Origin of the sequence: Zobellella iuensis (assembly GCF_016746085.1) — a bacterium.
Lineage (GTDB): Bacteria > Pseudomonadota > Gammaproteobacteria > Enterobacterales > Aeromonadaceae > Oceanimonas > Oceanimonas iuensis.
Genome location: NZ_JAERTZ010000001.1, coordinates 39,697 through 57,728 on the forward strand (window position 1 = coordinate 39,697; position 18,032 = coordinate 57,728).

Sequence of the window (18,032 nt, forward strand, 5' to 3'; positions counted from 1 at the left end):
ATTTGCCGGTGGCCGTCGTTATCATCGGTCTGAACCAGTCGGGAAGCCGCCGGGCCGAGACGGCAGCGCCGGACCCGCTGTACCCGATCCAGTTGATGCTGGTGCAGGGCTCCGGGGGCGGCTTTCTGCCGCCGCCGGCTTCTGCGCCCGGGAGGACCATAAGGACATGCACAGCACCAAGCCCGTTATTCTCACCATCGCCGGCTCCGACAGCAGCGGCGGTGCCGGCATTCAGGCCGATATCAAGGCCATCGCCGCCACCGGCGGTTATGCCTGTTCGGTGGTCACCGCCCTCACCGCCCAGAACACCAAGGGGGTCACCGCCGTTGAGCCCGTGTCCCAGCAGATGATCCGCGCCCAGCTGGAGGCGGTTTTCAGCGATCTGCCGGTGGCGGCGGTGAAGGTGGGCATGCTCGGCGACGGCGCCACCATCCGTACCCTGGCCGAGGTGTTGCGCCGCCACCGGCCGGCCCACCTGGTGGTGGATCCGGTGATGGTGAGCGCCAACGGCGATCCGCTGCTGGCCGAGGAGGCGGTGGCCGCCCTGCGCGAGGAGCTGCTGCCCCTGGCGGAGGTGATCACCCCCAACCTGCCTGAGGCGGCCCGGCTCACGAATTGCGCCTTGCCGACCAGGCTGGCCGAGGTTGAATCCCTGTTCGCCGGCCTGGCCGAACTGGAGTGCACCACCGTGCTGCTCAAGGGGGGCTTTCTGCAGCGGGAATCGCGCAGCCCCGATTGGCTGCTGAGCGGGGGGGAGGTGCGCTGTTTCGATGCCCCCCGGGTGATGACCATCAATACCCACGGCACCGGCTGTACCCTGTCGGCGGCCCTGGCCTGCTACCTGGCCCAGGGACTGGCCCTGGAGCTGGCGGTGGCCTCCGCCAAGCATTATATCGACGGGGCCATCGCCGCCGGGGCCACACTCCGGGTGGGCCATGGCCGGGGTCCGGTGGAGCATTTCTTCCGTGGCCTTGCCTCGCCCGGCACCACGCCTTAACCTGGGCTCGGGTGGCGGTGAACAGGCCGGCGCCCTGCCGACGGAGAGACACTGACACCATGTTGAGCGGAACGGGCAAAAAGGTAACAGTCGGCGGCATGCTGCTGCTGGTTTTGCTGTGCCTGCCGCGAACCGCCCTGCCGATGGCCCTGACGGTGGTGCCGGTGGGCACTACCGCCTGCGTTGACTGCCCGGCAGGGGCGATAGACTCTCATCAGCATCAGCATCAGCATCAGCATCAGGATTGCCAGCTGTGCCTGGGGCTGCCCGCCACGCCACCCGCGCCGCTGCGGGCGTCCGCCGATATCGTGTTTTCCCCTGTCGTCGTCGGTATCCGTACGGTGCCGAAGCGGCTGGAGCGGCCGCCCAGATCCTGACTCGAATCCCCCTTTTTTAATTTGGTGATTTGAGGTTAACACTATGAAAAGACGCGATGTGATGAAGCTGGGGCTGGCGGGTGCCGCCCTGGCCGGCCTGCCCGCTTTGCTGCGGGCCGACGACATTTCCCCTTCCACCCTGGCGCAACTGCCCCGGCTCGAGCCCGATGGCGAAGGGCGCTACCACCTGACCTTGGCCCCGACCCGGGTGCGGCTGGATGGACGCGACACCGAACTCTGGCTCTACAATGGCCAGCTCGGCCCCGTGCTGGAGTTGACCGAGGGCGACCGGGTGGAGGTGCGGGTGACCAACGGCCTGGCCCAGCCTACTACCGTGCACTGGCATGGCCTGCTGGTGCCCGCCAGAGAGGATGGCGGGCCCCACGATGCCATTGCCCCCGGCGCCAGCCGCCGGTACCGCTTTACCGTACCCGCAGGCAACGCCGGTTTGCACTGGTTCCATCCCCATCCCCATGGCCATACCGCCGAGCAGATTGCCCACGGCGCCGCCGGCCTGATCCTGGTGAAGCCCAAGGCGTCGCCGCTGCCGGATTATCCCCGGCAACTGCTGATGGTGACCGACCTGCGCCTGGATCGGGATGGCAGGGTTGCACCCCATACCATGGCGGACTGGATGAACGGCCGGGAAGGGGAGCTGCTGCTGGTGAATGGCGGCCGCCGGCCCGCCCTGGTGCGCCCACCGGCCACCGAGGAGCGGTTCGGCCTGGTCAACGCCTGTGCCGGCCGTTACCTGCATGTGCGCCTGGAAGGCGGCACTTTCTGGTTGCTGGGTACCGACGGTGGCTTGCTGGCGGCGCCAGAACTGCGGGATGAACTGCTGCTGGTGCCGGGACAGCGGGCCGACCTGCTGCTGGCCTGGCCCTCGAAGGGCGGGGAAGAGCGCTTGCTGTTCAGCCAGCCCTATGATCGGGGCTGGATGGGCCCGGAGCCGGAGCACTATCGCCGGCCCCAGCCCTTGCTGCGGTTGGTGGCCAACCGGGAGCCGGCGGCGACGGTGCCGGAGCTGCCGGACCAACTGGCGCGGATCGACTGGCTGCCCGCAGCGGCGGTCAGCCGGGAGCTGGTGCTGAGCGAACTGATGCCGGAGGGGCATCCGCATCAGGGCGCCGCCGGCCATCACGCGCACGGCGGCCATCGGGGGCACGGCGAGGTGGAGCAGAGGGAGTCGGCCGGCCACGATGGCCACCGGGACCACGCCAGGGCCGCCATGCCGGCCTCGGCACAGCAGGTGCTGGCCCAGGGGCTGGCTTTCCTGATCAACGGTCGCGCCTTCGACATGGAACACATCATGTTCGAAGGCAAGGTCGGCCAGGTGGAGGAATGGGTGGTGGAGAACGATTCCCATATGGATCATCCCTTCCATGTGCACGGCACCCATTTCCAGCTGGTGGCCGAGCAGCAGCGGGGTGGCGACTGGCGACCGCTGGCGCAGCCGCATTGGCTGGACACGGTGAACCTCAGGCCCTACCAGAAGCTCAAGCTGCGCCTGCGCTTCGACCGGCCCGGCGACTGGCTGTGCCACTGCCATATCATAGAGCACGAAGAGCTGGGCATGATGGCCACCATCCGCATCGTCTGATGTCTTGCGGGCGCCTTGAAGCGTCTGGTGGCTCCGTTGCATGAAGTATTGCACTGGACTCCCGCCTTCGCGGGAGTGGCAACAGGGTATTCCGGAGGTTCGTCAGCAGTCCGGGGGCCGCGAGCGGCCCCGTCTTTACTTGCCTTTTGCCGGGGCGGCTTGTAGTATCGGTCGCCATAAAAATGCAAAAACAATCAATTAACTTCTTGAAAGTTAATCTAAAAACTTCCTTACTATAGCCTGCGCCTTGTGCTGATTTTCCCCTCTTTTAGCTGATCCTGTCGCCTTGAATAGGCATTGAAAGGAGGCGTTTTGCCTATGCTTGTTGCAGTTATAGCGGGTTTTATTCTGGCCGCCCTGGTCCCCAGCCTGACGCCCCTGGCCGGTCGTCGCATCGGCTGGCTCCTGGCCCTGTTGCCGGCCACGCTATTCGGATATTTCCTGGGATTCTGGCCCGAGGTCACCGGCGGCGAGGCGGTGCTGATCTCCTACCCCTGGATCCCCAGCCTCGATATCAGCCTCAACTTCCTGGTGGATGGCCTGAGCCTGATGTTCGCCCTGCTGATCACCGGCATCGGCACCTTTATCCTGATCTACGCCGGCAGCTACCTCGAGGGCCACAAGGACATCCACAAGCTGCTGATGTACCTGCTGGCCTTTATGGCCTCTATGCTCGGCCTGGTGCTGTCCAACAACCTGATTTCCCTGTTCGTGTTCTGGGAACTGACCAGCATCACCTCCTACCTGCTGATCGGTTTCAACCACGAGCAGGAAAAGGCGCGCAAGGCGGCCTTGCAGGGGCTCTTCATCACCGTGGGCGGCGGCCTGGCACTGATGACCGGCCTGATCATGCTGGGCTACCTGGGCGGCAGCTTCGAGCTCCACGAGCTGCTGACCCAGGGCGACGTGCTGCAGAGCCACCCCCTGTTCCTGCCGATGATGATCCTCATCCTGGCGGGCACCTTCACCAAGTCGGCCCAGACCCCCTTTCACTTCTGGCTGCCCAACGCCATGGCGGCGCCGACCCCGGTCAGCGCCTACCTGCACTCGGCCACCATGGTCAAGGCCGGTGTCTTTCTCATGGCCCGGCTGCAACCGGTGATGGCCGGCAGCGAGGCCTGGCTCTACACCCTGTCCCTGTTCGGCGGTGTCACCATGACGGTGGGGGCGGTGATGGCGGTGTGCAGCACCGACCTCAAGCGCATCCTGGCCTTTTCCACCGTCATGGCCCTGGGTACCCTGACCATGCTGATCGGCATTGGCACCCCGGCGGCGCTCAAGGCGGCCATGGTGTTCCTGCTGGCCCACGCCCTGTACAAGGGGGCGCTCTTTATGGCGGCCGGTACCCTGGATCACGCTACCGGCACCAAGGATGTGCGCGAGCTGGGTGGCCTGCGCCAGGTCATGCCCTGGACCGCCGGCTTCACCTGGGTGGCGGCCCTGTCCCTGGCCGGCATTCCGCCCCTGTTCGGTTTTATCGCCAAGGAACTGATGTTTGAAGCGGCACTGGGGGCCCGGGCGCTGTCGTCGCTGCTGGTGGTCTTGTCCCTGATCACCGCCGTCTGCATAGTGGCGGCCACCGGCCTGGTGGCGATAAAGCCCTTTTTGGGGACGCTCAGGCCTACCGCCAAAAAGCCCCATGAGGTGCCCCTGGCGATGCGCCTGGGCTTCAGCGTGCTGGCCTCCCTCGGCCTGCTGCTGGGGCTGCTGCCGTTCCTGGCCGAGCCCCTGCTGCGGGCGGCGGTGTCCGCCGTGACCGGTGCGCCCGTGCCCGATCTGGAGCTGGCCCTGTGGCACGGCATCAACCTGCCGTTGTTGTTCAGTGCCGCGGCGCTGGCGGCCGGCGTACTGCTGTATCGCGGCTGGGCGCGGGTCTATCCGCCGCTGGCCGCGGCCATCCGCCCCCTGGCCTACGGCCCGGAGCGGGGCTACGAACGGATGATGGATGGCCTGGTGTGGCTTGCCCGCTGGCAGACCCGGGTGCTGCAGAACGGCTACATGACCAACTACATCCTGACCATACTGCTCACCACCATAGGTCTGCTGGCCTACGCCTTCTGGAGCCGGGACGCCTTCGTCTACGAGCTGTCGTTCGAGGGGGTGCGTTTCTACGAGGTCATCATCAGCCTGCTGATGCTGGGGGCCGTGGTGTACGCCAGCGCCACCCGGCTGCGCCTGGGCGCGGTGGCGGCGGTGGGGGTGCTGGGCTTCGCCATGGCGATGATCTACGTGTTCTTCAGCGCGCCGGATCTGGCCATCACCCAGGTGTTGATTGAAACCCTGACCGTGATCCTGCTGGTGCTGGTGCTGTTCCGCCTGCCCGGTTTCCAGGGCCTGTCCAGCGTGCGGGTGCGTCTGCGCGACGCCTCCGTGGCGGGGGCCTTCGGCATACTGGTGGCCATGATGGTGCTCACCGTCAACCAGTCGTCCCTGGGGGGAGGGATCAGCGACTACCTGATTGCCGCCAGTTACCCCGAGGCCCACGGCCGCAATATCGTCAACGTGATCCTGGTGGACTTCCGGGCCCTGGACACCCTGGGCGAAATCTTCGTGCTGGCGCTGGCGGCCATCGGGGTGAACGCCATGATCCGCTTCCGCTGGGAGGACCAGAGATGAAAACCGAACTGAGATCGGACGCCTCGATTATCCTGCAGACCGCCACCCGTTTCCTGGTACCGCTGCTGCTGCTGTTTTCGGTGTTCCTGCTGCTGCGCGGCCATAACGAGCCGGGCGGCGGCTTTATCGCCGGCCTGGTGGCGTCCAGCGCCTTCGCCCTGTATCTGTTCGCCTTCGATGCCAGCAGCACCAAGCGGCTGCTGAAGGTGGAAACCCAGCTGCTGATGGGACTGGGCCTGCTGCTGGCGCTGTTGAGCGGCATCATCGGCATGGTGCTGCACGGCCAACCCTTTCTCACCAGCCAGTGGTGGAGCCTGTATGTGCCGGGTATCGGCGAGCTCAAGTTGAGCACGCCGCTGCTGTTCGATGTGGGCGTCTACCTGGTGGTGATAGGGGTGGTGTCGACCATATTGCTGTCGCTGGCCAAAGTGGAGGAATAATGGAAAACCTGTTTGCCTTTGTGATCGGTGGCCTCTACGCCACCGCCCTGTTTATGATGCTCAGGCGCAGCATCGTCAAGCTGGTGATCGGCCTGATGATCCTCTCCAACGCCGCCAACCTGCTGATTTTCACCGGTGGTGGCCTGGTGCGGGGCGCGCCGCCCCTGATCCCGGAAGGCCTCTATCATCCGGTAGGAGCCATCGCCGACCCGCTGCCCCAGGCGCTGATCCTGACGGCCATCGTCATCAGCTTCGGGGTGCTGGCCTTTGCCGTGGTGTTGATCCACCGGGCCTATGAAGTCATAGGCGCCGATGACATGAACGAGATGAAGAGCACAGATTCGTGAAAGCAGAAGTCATAATTCCCATTCTTATCCCCATGCTGGCCGGGGCCCTGACCCTGATTTGCTGGCGCTGGCGGCTGGTGCAGCGCTGGATTTCGGTCTTCTCCGGCGCCGGCCTGCTGGTGGCCGGCCTCTATCTGCTGGTGCAGGTTCAGGAGCGGGGCATACTGGTCAGCTACATGGGCGCCTGGTCGGCCCCCTACGGCATCACCCTGGTGGCGGATCTGCTCAGTGCCATCATGGTGGTGGTAACCGGCGTCATCGGCCTGGCGGTGGCGGTCTATTCCCTCGCCACCATGAGCCGCAACCACGAGGCCTTCGGCTACTATCCGCTGCTGCACCTGATGCTGTCCGGGGTGGTGGGCGCCTTCCTCACCGGCGATATCTTCAACCTCTACGTCTGGTTCGAGATCATGCTGGTGGCCTCCTTCGGTCTGCTGATCCTGGGAGGAGAACGTTCCCAGATGGAAGGGGCGCTCAAGTACGTGACCCTCAACCTGATCTCCTCGGCGCTGTTCCTCACCGCCGTGGGCCTGTTGTACGGCTACGCCGGCACCCTCAATATGGCGGATCTGGCGGTGCGCCTGGCCAACGGCAGCCAGCCCGGCCTGGTGACGGTGATCGCCATGCTGTTCCTGGTGGCCTTCGGCATCAAGGCGGCGGCCTTTCCGCTGTTCTTCTGGCTGCCGGCCTCCTACCACACGCCGCCGGTGGCGATTTCGGCGGTGTTCGCCGGCCTGCTCACCAAGGTGGGGGTCTATGCCCTGTACCGGGTGTTCAGCCTGATTTTCGTGCAGGACGTAGGCTTCACCCACCATACGGTACTGATGTGGATGGGCATTTTCACCATGCTTACCGGGGTACTGGGGGCGGCGGCCCAGTTCGAGGTGCGCCGCATCCTTTCCTTCCATATCGTCAGCCAGATAGGCTACATGCTGGTGGGGCTGGCGTTGTTCACCCCCCTGGCCATCGCCGGCGGGGTCTTCTACATCTTCCACCACATCATAGTGAAGACCAACCTGTTCCTGATCAGCGGCGTCATGTACCGCTACCATGGCAGCTACGATCTGGCCAGGCTGGGCGGGCTCTACCGCTCCGCGCCCTGGCTGGCGCTGCTGTTCCTGATCCCGGCCATGTCCCTGGCGGGGTTGCCGCCCCTGTCCGGCTTTTTCGCCAAATATACGGTGATCAAGGCGGGCGTGCTGGCCGAGTCCTGGTTTATGGTTGCCATCGCCCTGGTGGTGGGCTTGCTGACCCTGTACTCGATGATCAAGATCTGGGCCGAGGCGTTCTGGAAGCCATTGCCCGAAGATGCCAAGCCCCTGCGCGGCGGCGGCGATCCGCACCGATACTTGTTGTATCTGCCGGTGGTGGGCCTGGCGCTGATCACCCTGGCCATCGGTTTCGGGGCCGAGTGGTTCGTGCAACTGGCGATGGATACGGCGGCGCAGCTGCTGTCGCCGGAGCTGTATATTGAAGCGGTACTGGGGGGTAGCCAATGAGAGCTTTTGGTTGGAATATGCTGCTGGCCCTGGCCTGGGTCATCCTCTCCGGCACCTATACCATCAGCAACCTGGTGGTAGGCATGCTGCTGAGCTACCTGGTGCTGGCCTATGTGGCGCGGGACAAACCCATGTTTGCCCGCTACTTCGGCAAGCTGCCCAAGATAGTCGGCTTTATCCTGTTTTTCATCTGGGATCTGATCAAGGCCAATGCCCGGGTGGCCTACGACGTGCTCACCCCCACCCATCTGATGCGGCCGGGGGTGATCGCCATTCCCCTAGATGTGAAGGACGACGGCGCCATCACCATGTTCGCCAACCTGATCACCGCCACCCCGGGCTCCCTGGCGCTGGATGTATCCAGCGACCGGCGGGTGCTCTATGTGCACATGATGTACCTGGACGACGAGGCCCGCCAGCTGGCGGAATTCAAGGCCCTGGAGGCCCGTGTTATCGACTTGCTGGGATAAGCCTATGTTTGACCTTGCTATCTTATTGTCTTTCTTGTTTTTGAGCCTGGGGCTGGTGCTGGCGGCGGTGCGGCTGCTGATCGGCCCCACCCTGCCGGACCGGGTGGTGGCGCTGGAAGTGATCGCCTCCATGACCGTCGGCTTTATCCTGCTGTACAGCGTGGCCTACGACACGCCGCAGTTTATCGACGTGGCCATAGTGCTGGCGCTGACGTCCTTTATGGCGGCGGTGGGCTTTGCCCGTTACCTGGAGCGGGGAGGCCATCGCGATGATGACTGAACTCGTTACCGGCCTGCTGATGCTGCTGGGCTCCTTCCTGATGCTGCTGGCCGGCATCGGCATCATCCGCATGCCGGATCTGCTGACCCGGATGCATGCCACCAGCAAGGCCGGCGCCCTGGGTGCCGGCCTGATGGCGGTGGGCTTCGCGGTGTTCTTTTTTGCCGACACCAGCGTGGTGGTACGGGCGCTGGCGGTGGTGGTGTTCGTGATCATGACCGCGCCCATCGCCGCCCATGTGATGGCCCGGGCCGGCTACTTCGTGGGCATCAAGCTGTGGGAGGGCACGGTGAAGGACGTGATCAAGGAACGCTACGATCTCAAGACCCACCAGCTCGGCAGCTCCACCCGCAAGCGGGAAGAGGACTGAATAAGGACAGGGGAGGCGGAATGCCTCCCCTGTTGTTTGTGCCTCAGGGCCGGGGGGCAGGGCGCTGCCAGCGTTCCGGATCCAGTCCTACCCGCCGCATCAGGCGCAGGATGTCCGGCTGCTCCAGCTGGCCGGCGACCGTCATGGCCGCCAGATACATCAGCAGGGGCCCCCGGTCGGCGCTGTTTTTCTTCAGCAGGTGGACGGCGCCGATCAGCTCGCGCAGGGGCAGGGGCAGATGCCACTGTATCTTGACCCTGTTGCCATAATCGGCGGCCCAGCGGCTCAGGCTGTCGTCTATCTGTTGCGCCGATATGGCGCCCCCCAGCCGGATATAATCCTGTAAGGCGCGCAACACACCCAGTTCACCCACCCGGCTCAGCAGCCCCGCCGTGTAGAAGGCGGCGCCTTCCTGCCCCAGGCTGAGCGCCATGGCCCGGGCGATGGCGGCCACCTGCTCGGCCTGCTGCAGGTGGTGGCGTGCCCGCTCGCCCAGGCGGGGATCGGCAAGGGCACGGGAAATGTCCAGGGACAGGGCGAAGGCTTGGTTGAGCGCCATCTCCACGCCCATGGCGGCGATGGCTTCTTCCAGCTTGCCGATGGGCTTGCCGGCCCGGCCCAGGGAGGCGCTGTTGGCGATATCCAGCAACCGGGCCGAAAGCGCGGCCTGGCCGCGCCAGTGCCGGGCCAGCTCGGCCGGAGACAGTTCCTGGCCGCGTTCCATCAGGGCCAGCACCGTTTGCTGATCGATGTCCGTGGGCAGTTGTATGGAGCCCGTGGCCGCCTCGGCCAGATGGCGGTCGAGGGGAGGCGGGCCGGGGCGGCCGGGGTCGGCATCCGTCCTCAGCAAGGGCTGGAGCCGTCGGTGCAGCAGGGCCACGTCGAAAGGTTTGGCGATAAAAGCGTTGATGCCGAGGCGGGCGGCGGTGAGCACCGTTTCCTTGTCGGAATGGGCGCTGAGCATCAGTATGGGCAGTTGCTTGTCCTGGGCGCGGATCTGGCGGACCAGGGCCAGGGCCGAGCCATCGGGCAGGCTCCATTCGCTGAGCAGCAGGGAGGGGGAATAGCGGTGCCAGGCGCGGACGGCCTCTGCGATGGTGCTGCAGCGGTGCACCCTGATACCCGGCGCCAGGCCGGTTACTACTGTTTCCAGCAGCTCCGCCGTGGGGACATGGTGTTCAAGGATCAGTACGTTCATTCGGACTCGCCATATGGGTCGCGCCGGTCGGGCTCAGTCTAGGGTCCGCTCGGTGATGGCGCCATACCCCCAAGGTCGCAAGGGCGGCTTCCCGCCCTGGTGCCTCACACCGAAGCGATCTCATCCTCGGTGAGATGGCGCCATTCGCCTTCCGCCAGGCTGTCGTCCAGGCGGATCTCGCCGATTTGCAGCCGGTGCAGGCCCACTACCTTGTTGCCCACGGCGGCGAACATGCGTTTCACCTGGTGGTATTTGCCTTCCTGGATGGTCAGCAGCACCCGGGTGGGGGCGAGCACTTCCAGGGTGGCGGGCAGGGTGGGTTTGGGTTCGCCGTGCAGTTGCACGCCTTCCTGGAAGCGGGCGGCGGTGTCTTCGGCCAGGGGTTCGGCCAGTTCCACCCGGTAAACCTTGCCACAGGCTTTTTTCGGCGAGCGGATCCGGTGGGACCACTGGCCGTCGTCGGTGAGCAGCAGCAGCCCGGTGGTGTCCAGGTCCAGCCGGCCGGCGCACTGCAGGTCGCGGCACAGCTCCGGCGGCAACAGCTGCAGCACGCAGGGATGGTCTTCATCCTGGCTGGCGCTGATATAGCCCTTGGGCTTGTGCAGCAACAGGTAGCGGGGCGGGTGCAGACTCAGCAGGCGGCCTTCCAGGCGCACTTCCTGCTCCTGGACATGCAGATCGCCTTTTTTGACGATGAAGCCATCCACCGTGACATCACCCCGGTGCAGGGCCTTCTTGGCCAGGGAGCGGGTCAGGCCGGTGCTCTCGCATAGGAAACGATCGAGGCGCATCAGGCTTGTTCACCTTCATCGGCAACGGGTGCGGCCGCCACCTCGCCTTGCAGCAGCCATTCGCTGAGGATGGCCCTGGCCTGCTCGACGCCGGTGCCCTTGAGGGAACTGAAGGCCTCCACCCGGATATCGCCACCGAAGATGGCTATGGCTTCGCGCACCTTGAGCACTTCCGCCTTGCGGGCGCCGGACTTGAGCTTGTCGCACTTGGTCAGCAGCGCCAGCACCGGCAGTTCGCTGTCGCTGGCCCATTGCAGCAGCTGCTGGTCGATGTCCTTCAGCGGATGGCGGATGTCCATCAGCACCACCAGGCCCTTGAGGCTGTCGCGCTGTTGCAGGTATTCGGAGAGGGCCGCCTGCCATTTCAGCTTCATTTCTTCCGGCACCTTGGCGTAGCCATAGCCGGGCAGGTCGATCAGCCGTTTGCCTTCGCTCAGCTCGAACACGTTGATAAGCTGGGTGCGCCCCGGGGTTTTACTGGTCCGGGCCAGGCTTTTCTGCTGGGTAATGGTGTTGAGGGCGGACGATTTACCGGCGTTGGAGCGGCCGGCAAAGGCGATCTCTACGCCGGTGTCGGCCGGCATTTGCTTGATGTTGGGCGCGCTGGTAATAAAGCGGGCGGCGTTAAAATTTATCTGCTTGTTATCCAATATGAATTCCCCGGGGTTCTGAACCCGCCTTGCTTACTTTTTCGCAAAATCGTGTAGAATGGAGCCGTTTTTAAATCGTATTGTAACATGCCCTTGCCGGTATGTGATCTGGAAGCTCTTACAACGAGAAGTCGGAACGTCATGAAAAAAATTGTTTTCACGCTAGCCTTAATGCTCGGAGTGGTCGGTGTCGCACAGGCCCAAGGCGATGCCGAAGCCGGTAAAGCCAAAGCCGCCACCTGTGTGGCCTGTCATGGTAACGATGGCAACAGCCCGACCGATATGTACCCTAAAATCGCCGGCCAACACGCCTCTTACCTGGAAAAGCAGTTGATTGAATTCAAAACCGGCGCCACCGGTGGCGCCGGCCGTGCCAACGCCATCATGGCACCCATGGTGATGGGGCTGTCCGCACAGGACATGGCCGATCTGGCGGCGTTCTACGCCAGCGAAGCGATCACCCCGGTCGCCACTCCCGAAGAGGTGATCGAAGCCGGTGCAGCCCTGTACCGGGGTGGCGATCTGGAGCGCGGCATTACCGCCTGCATCGCCTGCCACAGCCCCCGCGGCGAGGGCCTGGAGTCCGCCAGGTTCCCGCGCCTGTCCGGCCAGCATCCGGCCTATATCAAGGCCCAGCTGCTGGCTTTCCGCAGCGGCGAGCGTGAAAACGATCCCAACGGTATGATGCGTGATATCGCCAAGAAACTGACCGACCAAGATATCGAAATCCTGTCCCAGTACGTGGCGGGCCTGCGTTAATTTAAGCCCATCAAGGGGGCCCGGGCCCCCTGATTTCTCTGGTTTGTCCATGTCTGCTCAGTCGCAAGACTTTCCCTGCCCCCTCTGTGACCATACCGAAACATCTCTGTTTTGGCAGGATAAACAGCGTCGCTATCATCGCTGCCGTCAATGCGGGCTGATTTTTGTCGAGCCCGGATACCGGCTGGACGCGACGGCGGAAAAAGCGATCTATGACCAACACCAGAACAGGGTAGAGGATGCCGGTTACCGGCACTTCCTGAACCGCCTGGTCGACCCCCTTATTGAACGGCTCAAGCCCGGAAGCACAGGGCTCGACTTTGGTTGCGGGCCGGGGCCGGCCCTGGCCGCCATGCTGAACGAGGCGGGCTTTGCCGCCACCACCTATGATCCCTACTATGCGGATTATCCGGAGCGGTTGGCACGGCATTACGACTTTGTGACCTGCACCGAGGCGATAGAGCATTTTTACCAACCGGGGCGGGAGTGGCGGCAACTGCTGGCCATGCTCGCACCCGGCGGCCGGCTGGGTCTGATGACCAAGCTGGCCCGCGACCAGGCGGCCTTCGCCAACTGGCATTACAAACAGGATCCCACCCATGTCAGCTTTTTCAGCCGGGACACCTTTCTCTGGCTGGCGGCACGGGACGGGCTCGGCATCGAATTTATCGGTGCCGATGTGATACTTCTGCACAAACCGGAGTCTGTATGACACGCATTAAGAAGGCCCGCACACCGGGCCAACTCGGGGCCCGCAAGGAAAGTCGGGAAAATGCCGAGCAAAGCAGGGATCGCAAGCGCAAGGCCAAGCGCAAGGGGCTGGCCCCCGGCTCCCGCCACAACCAGGGCGGTGAATCCGGTGGCGGCGGTACCGCCAAGGTGCAGCAGGATCCACGTCTGGGCTCCAAAAAACCCATTCCCCTGATCCAGGACGAGGCCAGGGACGCAGCCAAGGCGGCGCCGGTTGCCAGGGTCAGGGTCGCCAAGCCCGAGGCCCTGACCCCGGAGCAGGAACTGGACCAGCTGGAGAATAACGAGCGGCTCAACACCCTGCTGGACCGGGTCGACGCCGGCGACAAGCTGGGCAAGGAAGACGCGGCCTGGCTGGATCAGACCCTGGCCCGCCACCAGCAGCTGCTGGAGCAGCTCGGCCTGCTCGACGACGAGGACGAAGAGCCGGAAGAGGGCGATGATCTCTGGACCCGCTTTATGGACGCGGACCTTGATCCCGCGCAATACCAGGAGAAGGAAGATAAGTCATGATCTCACCCTGGCTGATGGCCGCCCTGTTGGGCGGCCTCATCATAGTGGGTCTGGCGGTATACGCGGGAGTCCTGCTGGCCCGGCTGAAGCAGCAGACGCAACAGCGCGAACAGGCCATAAACAGGCGCAACGAGCGCATTATCGACAGCATCCGGACCATCGCCATGGCGGTGCGCGACGATCAGTGCAACCTGTCGGAAGGGGCCATTCGCCTGACCAACCTGCTCAACACCCTGCAGTTCAGCCGGCCGAAGGACTTTGCCCAGGACTATCCCGGCCTCTACGATCTCTACGACAGGGTCAAGGAGATGCCGACCCACGACGCCCGCAAGCAGCTCAAGCGTAACGAACGCATGCGCCAGGATCTGCAGCGGGCCGGTTTCGAACATGAGCTTGAGGCTCAGATAAAAATTGAGGTCGAGCGGCTGGCCAGCCTGGAACTGCCCGGTCGCTGACCCGGGGAGGAGGCAATGTCAGCAAGCATCGAGTGGGATCAGTCCCTTATCGAGAAATACAACTATTCGGGGCCCAGGTACACGTCCTACCCCACGGCCCTGGAGTTCAACGACTCTTTCGGCATGGCCGAGTTCGAGGCCGCCGCCGGGCGCTATCCCGAACGACCCCTGTCGCTCTATGTGCATGTGCCCTTCTGCCACAAGCTGTGCTACTACTGCGGCTGCAACAAGGTGATCACCCGCCACCAGGGCAAGGCCGACGTCTACCTGGACTATCTGGAACGGGAGGTCGAGCGCCTGGCGCCGCTGTTCGCCGGCCGCACCGTGACCCAGCTGCACTGGGGCGGCGGCACCCCCACCTTCCTCACCGAGCCGCAGATCCGCCGGCTCAACGGCCTGCTGCGCCGCCATTTCCGCTTCGCCGAACGGGGCGAGTTCAGCATCGAGATAGACCCGCGGGAAATCGAGCTGTCGGTGCTGGAGGTGCTGAAGGAAGAAGGCTTCAACCGCATCAGCCTGGGGGTGCAGGACTTCGACAAGGCGGTGCAGAAGGTGGTGAACCGGGAGCAGGATAACGACTTTATCAAGGCGCTGGTCAAACGCGCGGCCGAGCTCGGCTTTGTGTCCACCAACCTGGATCTGATCTACGGCCTGCCGCTGCAGACCCCGGCCAGTTTCCGCCACACCCTGGAGCAGGTGGCGGCCATGAAGCCGGCCCGGCTGTCGGTGTTCAACTACGCCCACCTGCCCAGCCGTTTCGCCGCCCAGCGCAAGCTGAACGAGGCGGACATGCCCCAACCCGCCCAGAAGCTGGCCATGCTGCAGGACAGCATCGGCTACCTCACCGGCCAGGGCTACCAGTTTATCGGCATGGACCACTTCGCCCTGCCGGACGACAGCCTGGCGGTGGCCCAGCGCCGGGGCGAGCTGCACCGCAACTTCCAGGGCTACACCACCCAGGGCGACTGCGACCTGCTGGGGCTGGGGGTGTCCGCCATCAGCATGATCGGCGACGCCTATTCCCAGAACCACAAGGATCTCAAGCGCTACTACGGCCGGCTCGACCAGTTGGGCCACGCCCAGACGGTGGGCTATGCCCTGAACGAGGATGACCGGCTGCGCCGGGATCTGATCAAGACCCTGATCTGCAACTTCGAGCTGGAGCTTGCGCCCCTGGAGCGGGAATACGGCATCCGTTTCGCCGACTACTTCGCCGAGGATATCGCGCTGCTGCAGACCTTCGTGGACGACGGCCTGGTGCAGGTGGACGCCGGCGCCATCCGGGTGGCGCCCAAGGGCCGGCTGCTGATCCGCAATATCTGCATGTGCTTCGACGTGCACCTGCGCCGCCAGGCCCGGATGCAGCAGTTCTCACGGGTGATCTGAGCGGGAAGGGGCGATTCCGCCGCAGGGGAACGGGAGCACCGCCCGCTCCGGCTTTTTGCTTACCTTCCCGTAGGGGACCTTTCGTCACGGGGTATTCCTTATCCTTAAATAAGGTTTACCCCCATTGAAGTATCTCGCCATTCTCGTAATGACCAGCTGTTTATCCGGTTATGATTTCCGCTGATATCCGGATTGAAGTCTCATGCCTTGGCTATTCAGCCTATCCTCCATGGAGTAGATCGTTTCATTTCTATGCCACGGAGCTGAGGTAGAAAAAGTGGGTATCTTACTGCCATGGTAAGGATTTCCTTACTCAAAAAGAGGCCTGTGCCTTCTGAATAACGGTTTTCAATACTGTTACCTTCTTCTTACTTCAACGTTGTCCGAGGGGCCGGTAAATAGCTATTCCAAATAGTCGATCTCTATCGGCGGCGATCGGGTTCCGCTAAGCATCCCCTTAGCACCAGGGGGCAACAATGATTGCCGATCATGCGTCGGCCTTGGGGAATGGGGGAAGGAATATGAAGCAGGCATGGAGCAAACTTCCCTTTGGTGTTCGGTTAACCGCCACCATGGTAACGATGTTGTTCGCCACCATCGTGATTATCAGCACTTCTTTTTATTCGCAATACCATGGCGCCATGGTTGCAACCACCATGGAAAGCCTGGAGAGCCGGGGTGAATCCAGTGCTTCCGCCATGTCTCGCTGGTTGGCCATGCGCCAGAATGACATGCGTTACCTTGCTGCCGTAGAGGCAGCCAGAGCATTGGACAAGATGTCCTTGCAGGGATTGCTGCGCGATCTTGCCCAGCAGCAGGGCAACTGGGATACCATTTTCGTGGTAATGCCGGATGGACGAGGGCTGGTTGGAGTCAGTTATGAAAACGGCCGGGCCCGGGTATTGCCGGATGATGAGGCGCACGCTTTTATGGTCGCCGATAGGGATTGGTTCCGCCGGGCTATCCGCGGTGAGGAGGTGTTTTCCGAACCTCTGGTATCCCGCGCGACGGGCAATACCGTCAGCACAGTGGCGATACCTATCCGACAGAATGATCAGATCATTGCCGTCATGCGTGGCGCCTTGCAGCTGGATACTATTTATCAACAGGCCGCCGCTCTGCCTCGTGCCGAATATACCCAGATTTTTTTGCTGGATCGCAGTGGCGTGGGAATTACCTCTTCCCCTTCGGTTCCGGAATCCGGCAAGGCCATCGATACCGAGGCGGCCCGCGGCATCGCGGCCCAGCGCAGCGGCAGTGGATTTTATCCGGATGTGAATGGTGAACGGGTGATGGGGGCTTACAACTATATTCCATTGTTGGGCTGGGGACTGGTGTCGGAAGCCAACGAGCATGCTGCCATGGCGCCGGTTCGCGCCGCGCTCAGACAAATTGTGATGATTTCTGTCCTGGTGCTGTTTGCTTCGTGCGCGATCATCTTGCTGGTTGTTCGTTCCATCACCAAATTCCTGGGCGGTGAACCGGATTATGCGGCACAAATGGTCAAAGCCGTGGCAAGCGGAGATTTGACCCATCAGATTAAGTTGGCGCCCGGAGACAACGGCAGCCTGTTGTTTGACATTGCACAGATGCGGCAGAACTTGCGCTCCATGCTGACCGAGGTGAACCGGTACGCGGAGCAAGTGGCGTCCTCATCGACCGAGTTGGCCCAGGTTAATGATGAAACCAGCCATGGCATCGAGCAGCAGCATCAGGAAATCAACAGCTCTGCCACGGCCATGAATGAGATGACCACGACCCTGGAAGAGGTGGCACGCAATACACAGGATGCCGCCGACGCGGCGAACACGGCCAATGATGCTGCGCTTCACGGTCGCGAGGTGGTGCAAGGCACCATTGCGGACTTGCGCACCTTGACCGAAAACGTGCAGCAGGCCGTTGCCATTATCCATTCACTGAAGGCGGACAGCGACAGCATTGGCAATATTTTGCTGGTTATCGAAAGCATCGCCGAACAAACCAATCTGCTGGCGCTGAATGCGGCCATCGAGGCTGCCAGAGCCGGTGAGTCGGGGCGGGGCTTTGCCGTTGTTGCCGATGAAGTGCGTAGTTTGGCCAGCCGCACCAAGGATTCCACTCTGGAAATTCAGGCCATGATTGAACGGTTGCAGCAAGGCGCCGATAAAGCGGTGCGGGCATCGGAACAAAGTGCCGACGCAACCAGAAATACATCAGGACAGGCACAGCAGGCCGGGAATGCGCTGGAACAGGTCAGCCAGGCCATTGCATTAATCAACCAGACAGCGCAGCACATCGCCAGTGCCACCGAGGAGCAAACGGCCGTTTCCCATGATATCAATAGGAATATCCATAAAATCAATGATATTTCTTACCAGACATCGGAAAACATGCAACGGTCGGTGCTTGCCAGTGAGCATCTGTCCAAAATGGCGGAAGCAATGCAGCGTATAGTCGGCCGTTTCAGTTTTTGATATGTCGAGGCGACAGGCGGACGTTGTGGTTGCGATCTGCCATTGTTGGTAGTTGCTTATCTTTAGCTATATTCTCCGCGG

At 63.0% G+C, this 18,032-nt stretch carries 19 protein-coding genes; 16 read left to right on the forward strand and 3 right to left on the reverse strand.

The window, feature by feature from the left end; translation table 11 throughout:
- Nucleotides 1–166: 166 nt before the first annotated feature.
- The 10 genes from thiD (at nt 167) to mnhG (ending at nt 8,996) form a co-directional block, all read left to right on the forward strand.
- Nucleotides 167–997 carry a bifunctional hydroxymethylpyrimidine kinase/phosphomethylpyrimidine kinase gene (thiD, locus tag JKV55_RS00195; protein WP_202081671.1) on the forward strand — a complete coding sequence of 277 codons (831 nt, stop codon included), beginning with the start codon at nt 167–169 and terminating at the stop codon, nt 995–997.
- A 98-nt stretch (nt 998–1,095) separates the two neighbouring features.
- Nucleotides 1,096–1,374, forward strand: coding sequence for a hypothetical protein (locus tag JKV55_RS00200; RefSeq protein ID WP_202081673.1), 279 nt, complete (start codon nt 1,096–1,098; stop codon nt 1,372–1,374).
- 43 nt (nt 1,375–1,417) lie between these two features.
- Complete coding sequence (locus JKV55_RS00205; RefSeq protein ID WP_202081675.1) at nt 1,418–2,974, forward strand: multicopper oxidase family protein; 1,557 nt, start codon at nt 1,418–1,420, stop codon at nt 2,972–2,974.
- Nucleotides 2,975–3,292: 318 nt separating this feature from the next.
- Nucleotides 3,293–5,590, forward strand: coding sequence for a putative monovalent cation/H+ antiporter subunit A (locus JKV55_RS00210; protein WP_202081677.1), 2,298 nt, complete (start codon nt 3,293–3,295; stop codon nt 5,588–5,590).
- Nucleotides 5,587–6,030 carry a Na+/H+ antiporter subunit B gene (locus JKV55_RS00215; protein WP_237332571.1) on the forward strand — a complete coding sequence of 148 codons (444 nt, stop codon included), beginning with the start codon at nt 5,587–5,589 and terminating at the stop codon, nt 6,028–6,030. The genes JKV55_RS00210 and JKV55_RS00215 overlap by 4 nt, the downstream gene beginning before the upstream one ends.
- A complete protein-coding gene (locus tag JKV55_RS00220; RefSeq protein ID WP_202081679.1) occupies nt 6,030–6,377 on the forward strand; it encodes a Na+/H+ antiporter subunit C in 348 nt (115 codons plus the stop codon). The genes JKV55_RS00215 and JKV55_RS00220 overlap by 1 nt, the downstream gene beginning before the upstream one ends.
- Entirely contained in the window at nt 6,374–7,876 is a 1,503-nt protein-coding gene (locus tag JKV55_RS00225; protein ID WP_202081681.1) for a Na+/H+ antiporter subunit D, read from the forward strand. Before JKV55_RS00220 ends, JKV55_RS00225 begins: the two co-directional genes overlap by 4 nt.
- Nucleotides 7,873–8,346, forward strand: coding sequence for a Na+/H+ antiporter subunit E (locus tag JKV55_RS00230; RefSeq protein WP_202081683.1), 474 nt, complete (start codon nt 7,873–7,875; stop codon nt 8,344–8,346). The genes JKV55_RS00225 and JKV55_RS00230 overlap by 4 nt, the downstream gene beginning before the upstream one ends.
- A 4-nt stretch (nt 8,347–8,350) precedes the next feature.
- Nucleotides 8,351–8,626, forward strand: a complete 276-nt coding sequence (locus tag JKV55_RS00235; RefSeq protein ID WP_202081685.1) for an MrpF/PhaF family protein — start codon at nt 8,351–8,353, stop codon at nt 8,624–8,626.
- Nucleotides 8,616–8,996 carry a monovalent cation/H(+) antiporter subunit G gene (gene mnhG, locus JKV55_RS00240; protein WP_202081686.1) on the forward strand — a complete coding sequence of 127 codons (381 nt, stop codon included), beginning with the start codon at nt 8,616–8,618 and terminating at the stop codon, nt 8,994–8,996. Before JKV55_RS00235 ends, mnhG begins: the two co-directional genes overlap by 11 nt.
- Before the next feature lie 43 nt (nt 8,997–9,039).
- Here the strand turns inward: mnhG and JKV55_RS00245 are convergent, their stop codons facing one another.
- The 3 genes from JKV55_RS00245 to yihA all read right to left on the reverse strand — a co-directional run bounded on the left by JKV55_RS00245 (nt 9,040) and on the right by yihA (nt 11,635).
- The gene (locus JKV55_RS00245; protein WP_202081688.1) at nt 9,040–10,194 is read right to left on the reverse strand and encodes an HDOD domain-containing protein; all 1,155 of its coding nucleotides are present in this window, start codon (nt 10,192–10,194) and stop codon (nt 9,040–9,042) included.
- Nucleotides 10,195–10,298: 104 nt separating this feature from the next.
- Entirely contained in the window at nt 10,299–10,985 is a 687-nt protein-coding gene (gene rsuA, locus JKV55_RS00250) for a 16S rRNA pseudouridine(516) synthase RsuA (protein WP_202081690.1), read from the reverse strand.
- Nucleotides 10,985–11,635 (reverse strand): ribosome biogenesis GTP-binding protein YihA/YsxC, encoded by a 651-nt coding sequence (gene yihA / locus JKV55_RS00255; RefSeq protein WP_202081692.1) that lies wholly within the window; start codon nt 11,633–11,635, stop codon nt 10,985–10,987. Before yihA ends, rsuA begins: the two co-directional genes overlap by 1 nt.
- Before the next feature lie 141 nt (nt 11,636–11,776).
- Here yihA and JKV55_RS00260 point away from each other — a divergent pair, with 141 nt between their 5' ends.
- The 6 genes from JKV55_RS00260 (at nt 11,777) to JKV55_RS00285 (ending at nt 17,951) form a co-directional block, all read left to right on the forward strand.
- The gene (locus JKV55_RS00260; protein WP_202081695.1) at nt 11,777–12,394 is read left to right on the forward strand and encodes a c-type cytochrome; all 618 of its coding nucleotides are present in this window, start codon (nt 11,777–11,779) and stop codon (nt 12,392–12,394) included.
- Nucleotides 12,395–12,443: 49 nt separating this feature from the next.
- Nucleotides 12,444–13,106, forward strand: a complete 663-nt coding sequence (locus JKV55_RS00265) for a class I SAM-dependent methyltransferase (protein ID WP_237332572.1) — start codon at nt 12,444–12,446, stop codon at nt 13,104–13,106.
- Nucleotides 13,103–13,657, forward strand: a complete 555-nt coding sequence (yihI, locus tag JKV55_RS00270; RefSeq protein WP_202081697.1) for a Der GTPase-activating protein YihI — start codon at nt 13,103–13,105, stop codon at nt 13,655–13,657. Before JKV55_RS00265 ends, yihI begins: the two co-directional genes overlap by 4 nt.
- Nucleotides 13,658–13,668: 11 nt before the next feature.
- Nucleotides 13,669–14,112, forward strand: a complete 444-nt coding sequence (locus JKV55_RS00275; RefSeq protein WP_202081793.1) for a DUF2489 domain-containing protein — start codon at nt 13,669–13,671, stop codon at nt 14,110–14,112.
- A 15-nt stretch (nt 14,113–14,127) separates the two neighbouring features.
- Complete coding sequence (hemN, locus tag JKV55_RS00280; protein WP_202081699.1) at nt 14,128–15,498, forward strand: oxygen-independent coproporphyrinogen III oxidase; 1,371 nt, start codon at nt 14,128–14,130, stop codon at nt 15,496–15,498.
- Nucleotides 15,499–16,019: 521 nt separating this feature from the next.
- Nucleotides 16,020–17,951 carry a methyl-accepting chemotaxis protein gene (locus JKV55_RS00285; RefSeq protein WP_202081701.1) on the forward strand — a complete coding sequence of 644 codons (1,932 nt, stop codon included), beginning with the start codon at nt 16,020–16,022 and terminating at the stop codon, nt 17,949–17,951.
- Nucleotides 17,952–18,032 lie beyond the last annotated feature (81 nt).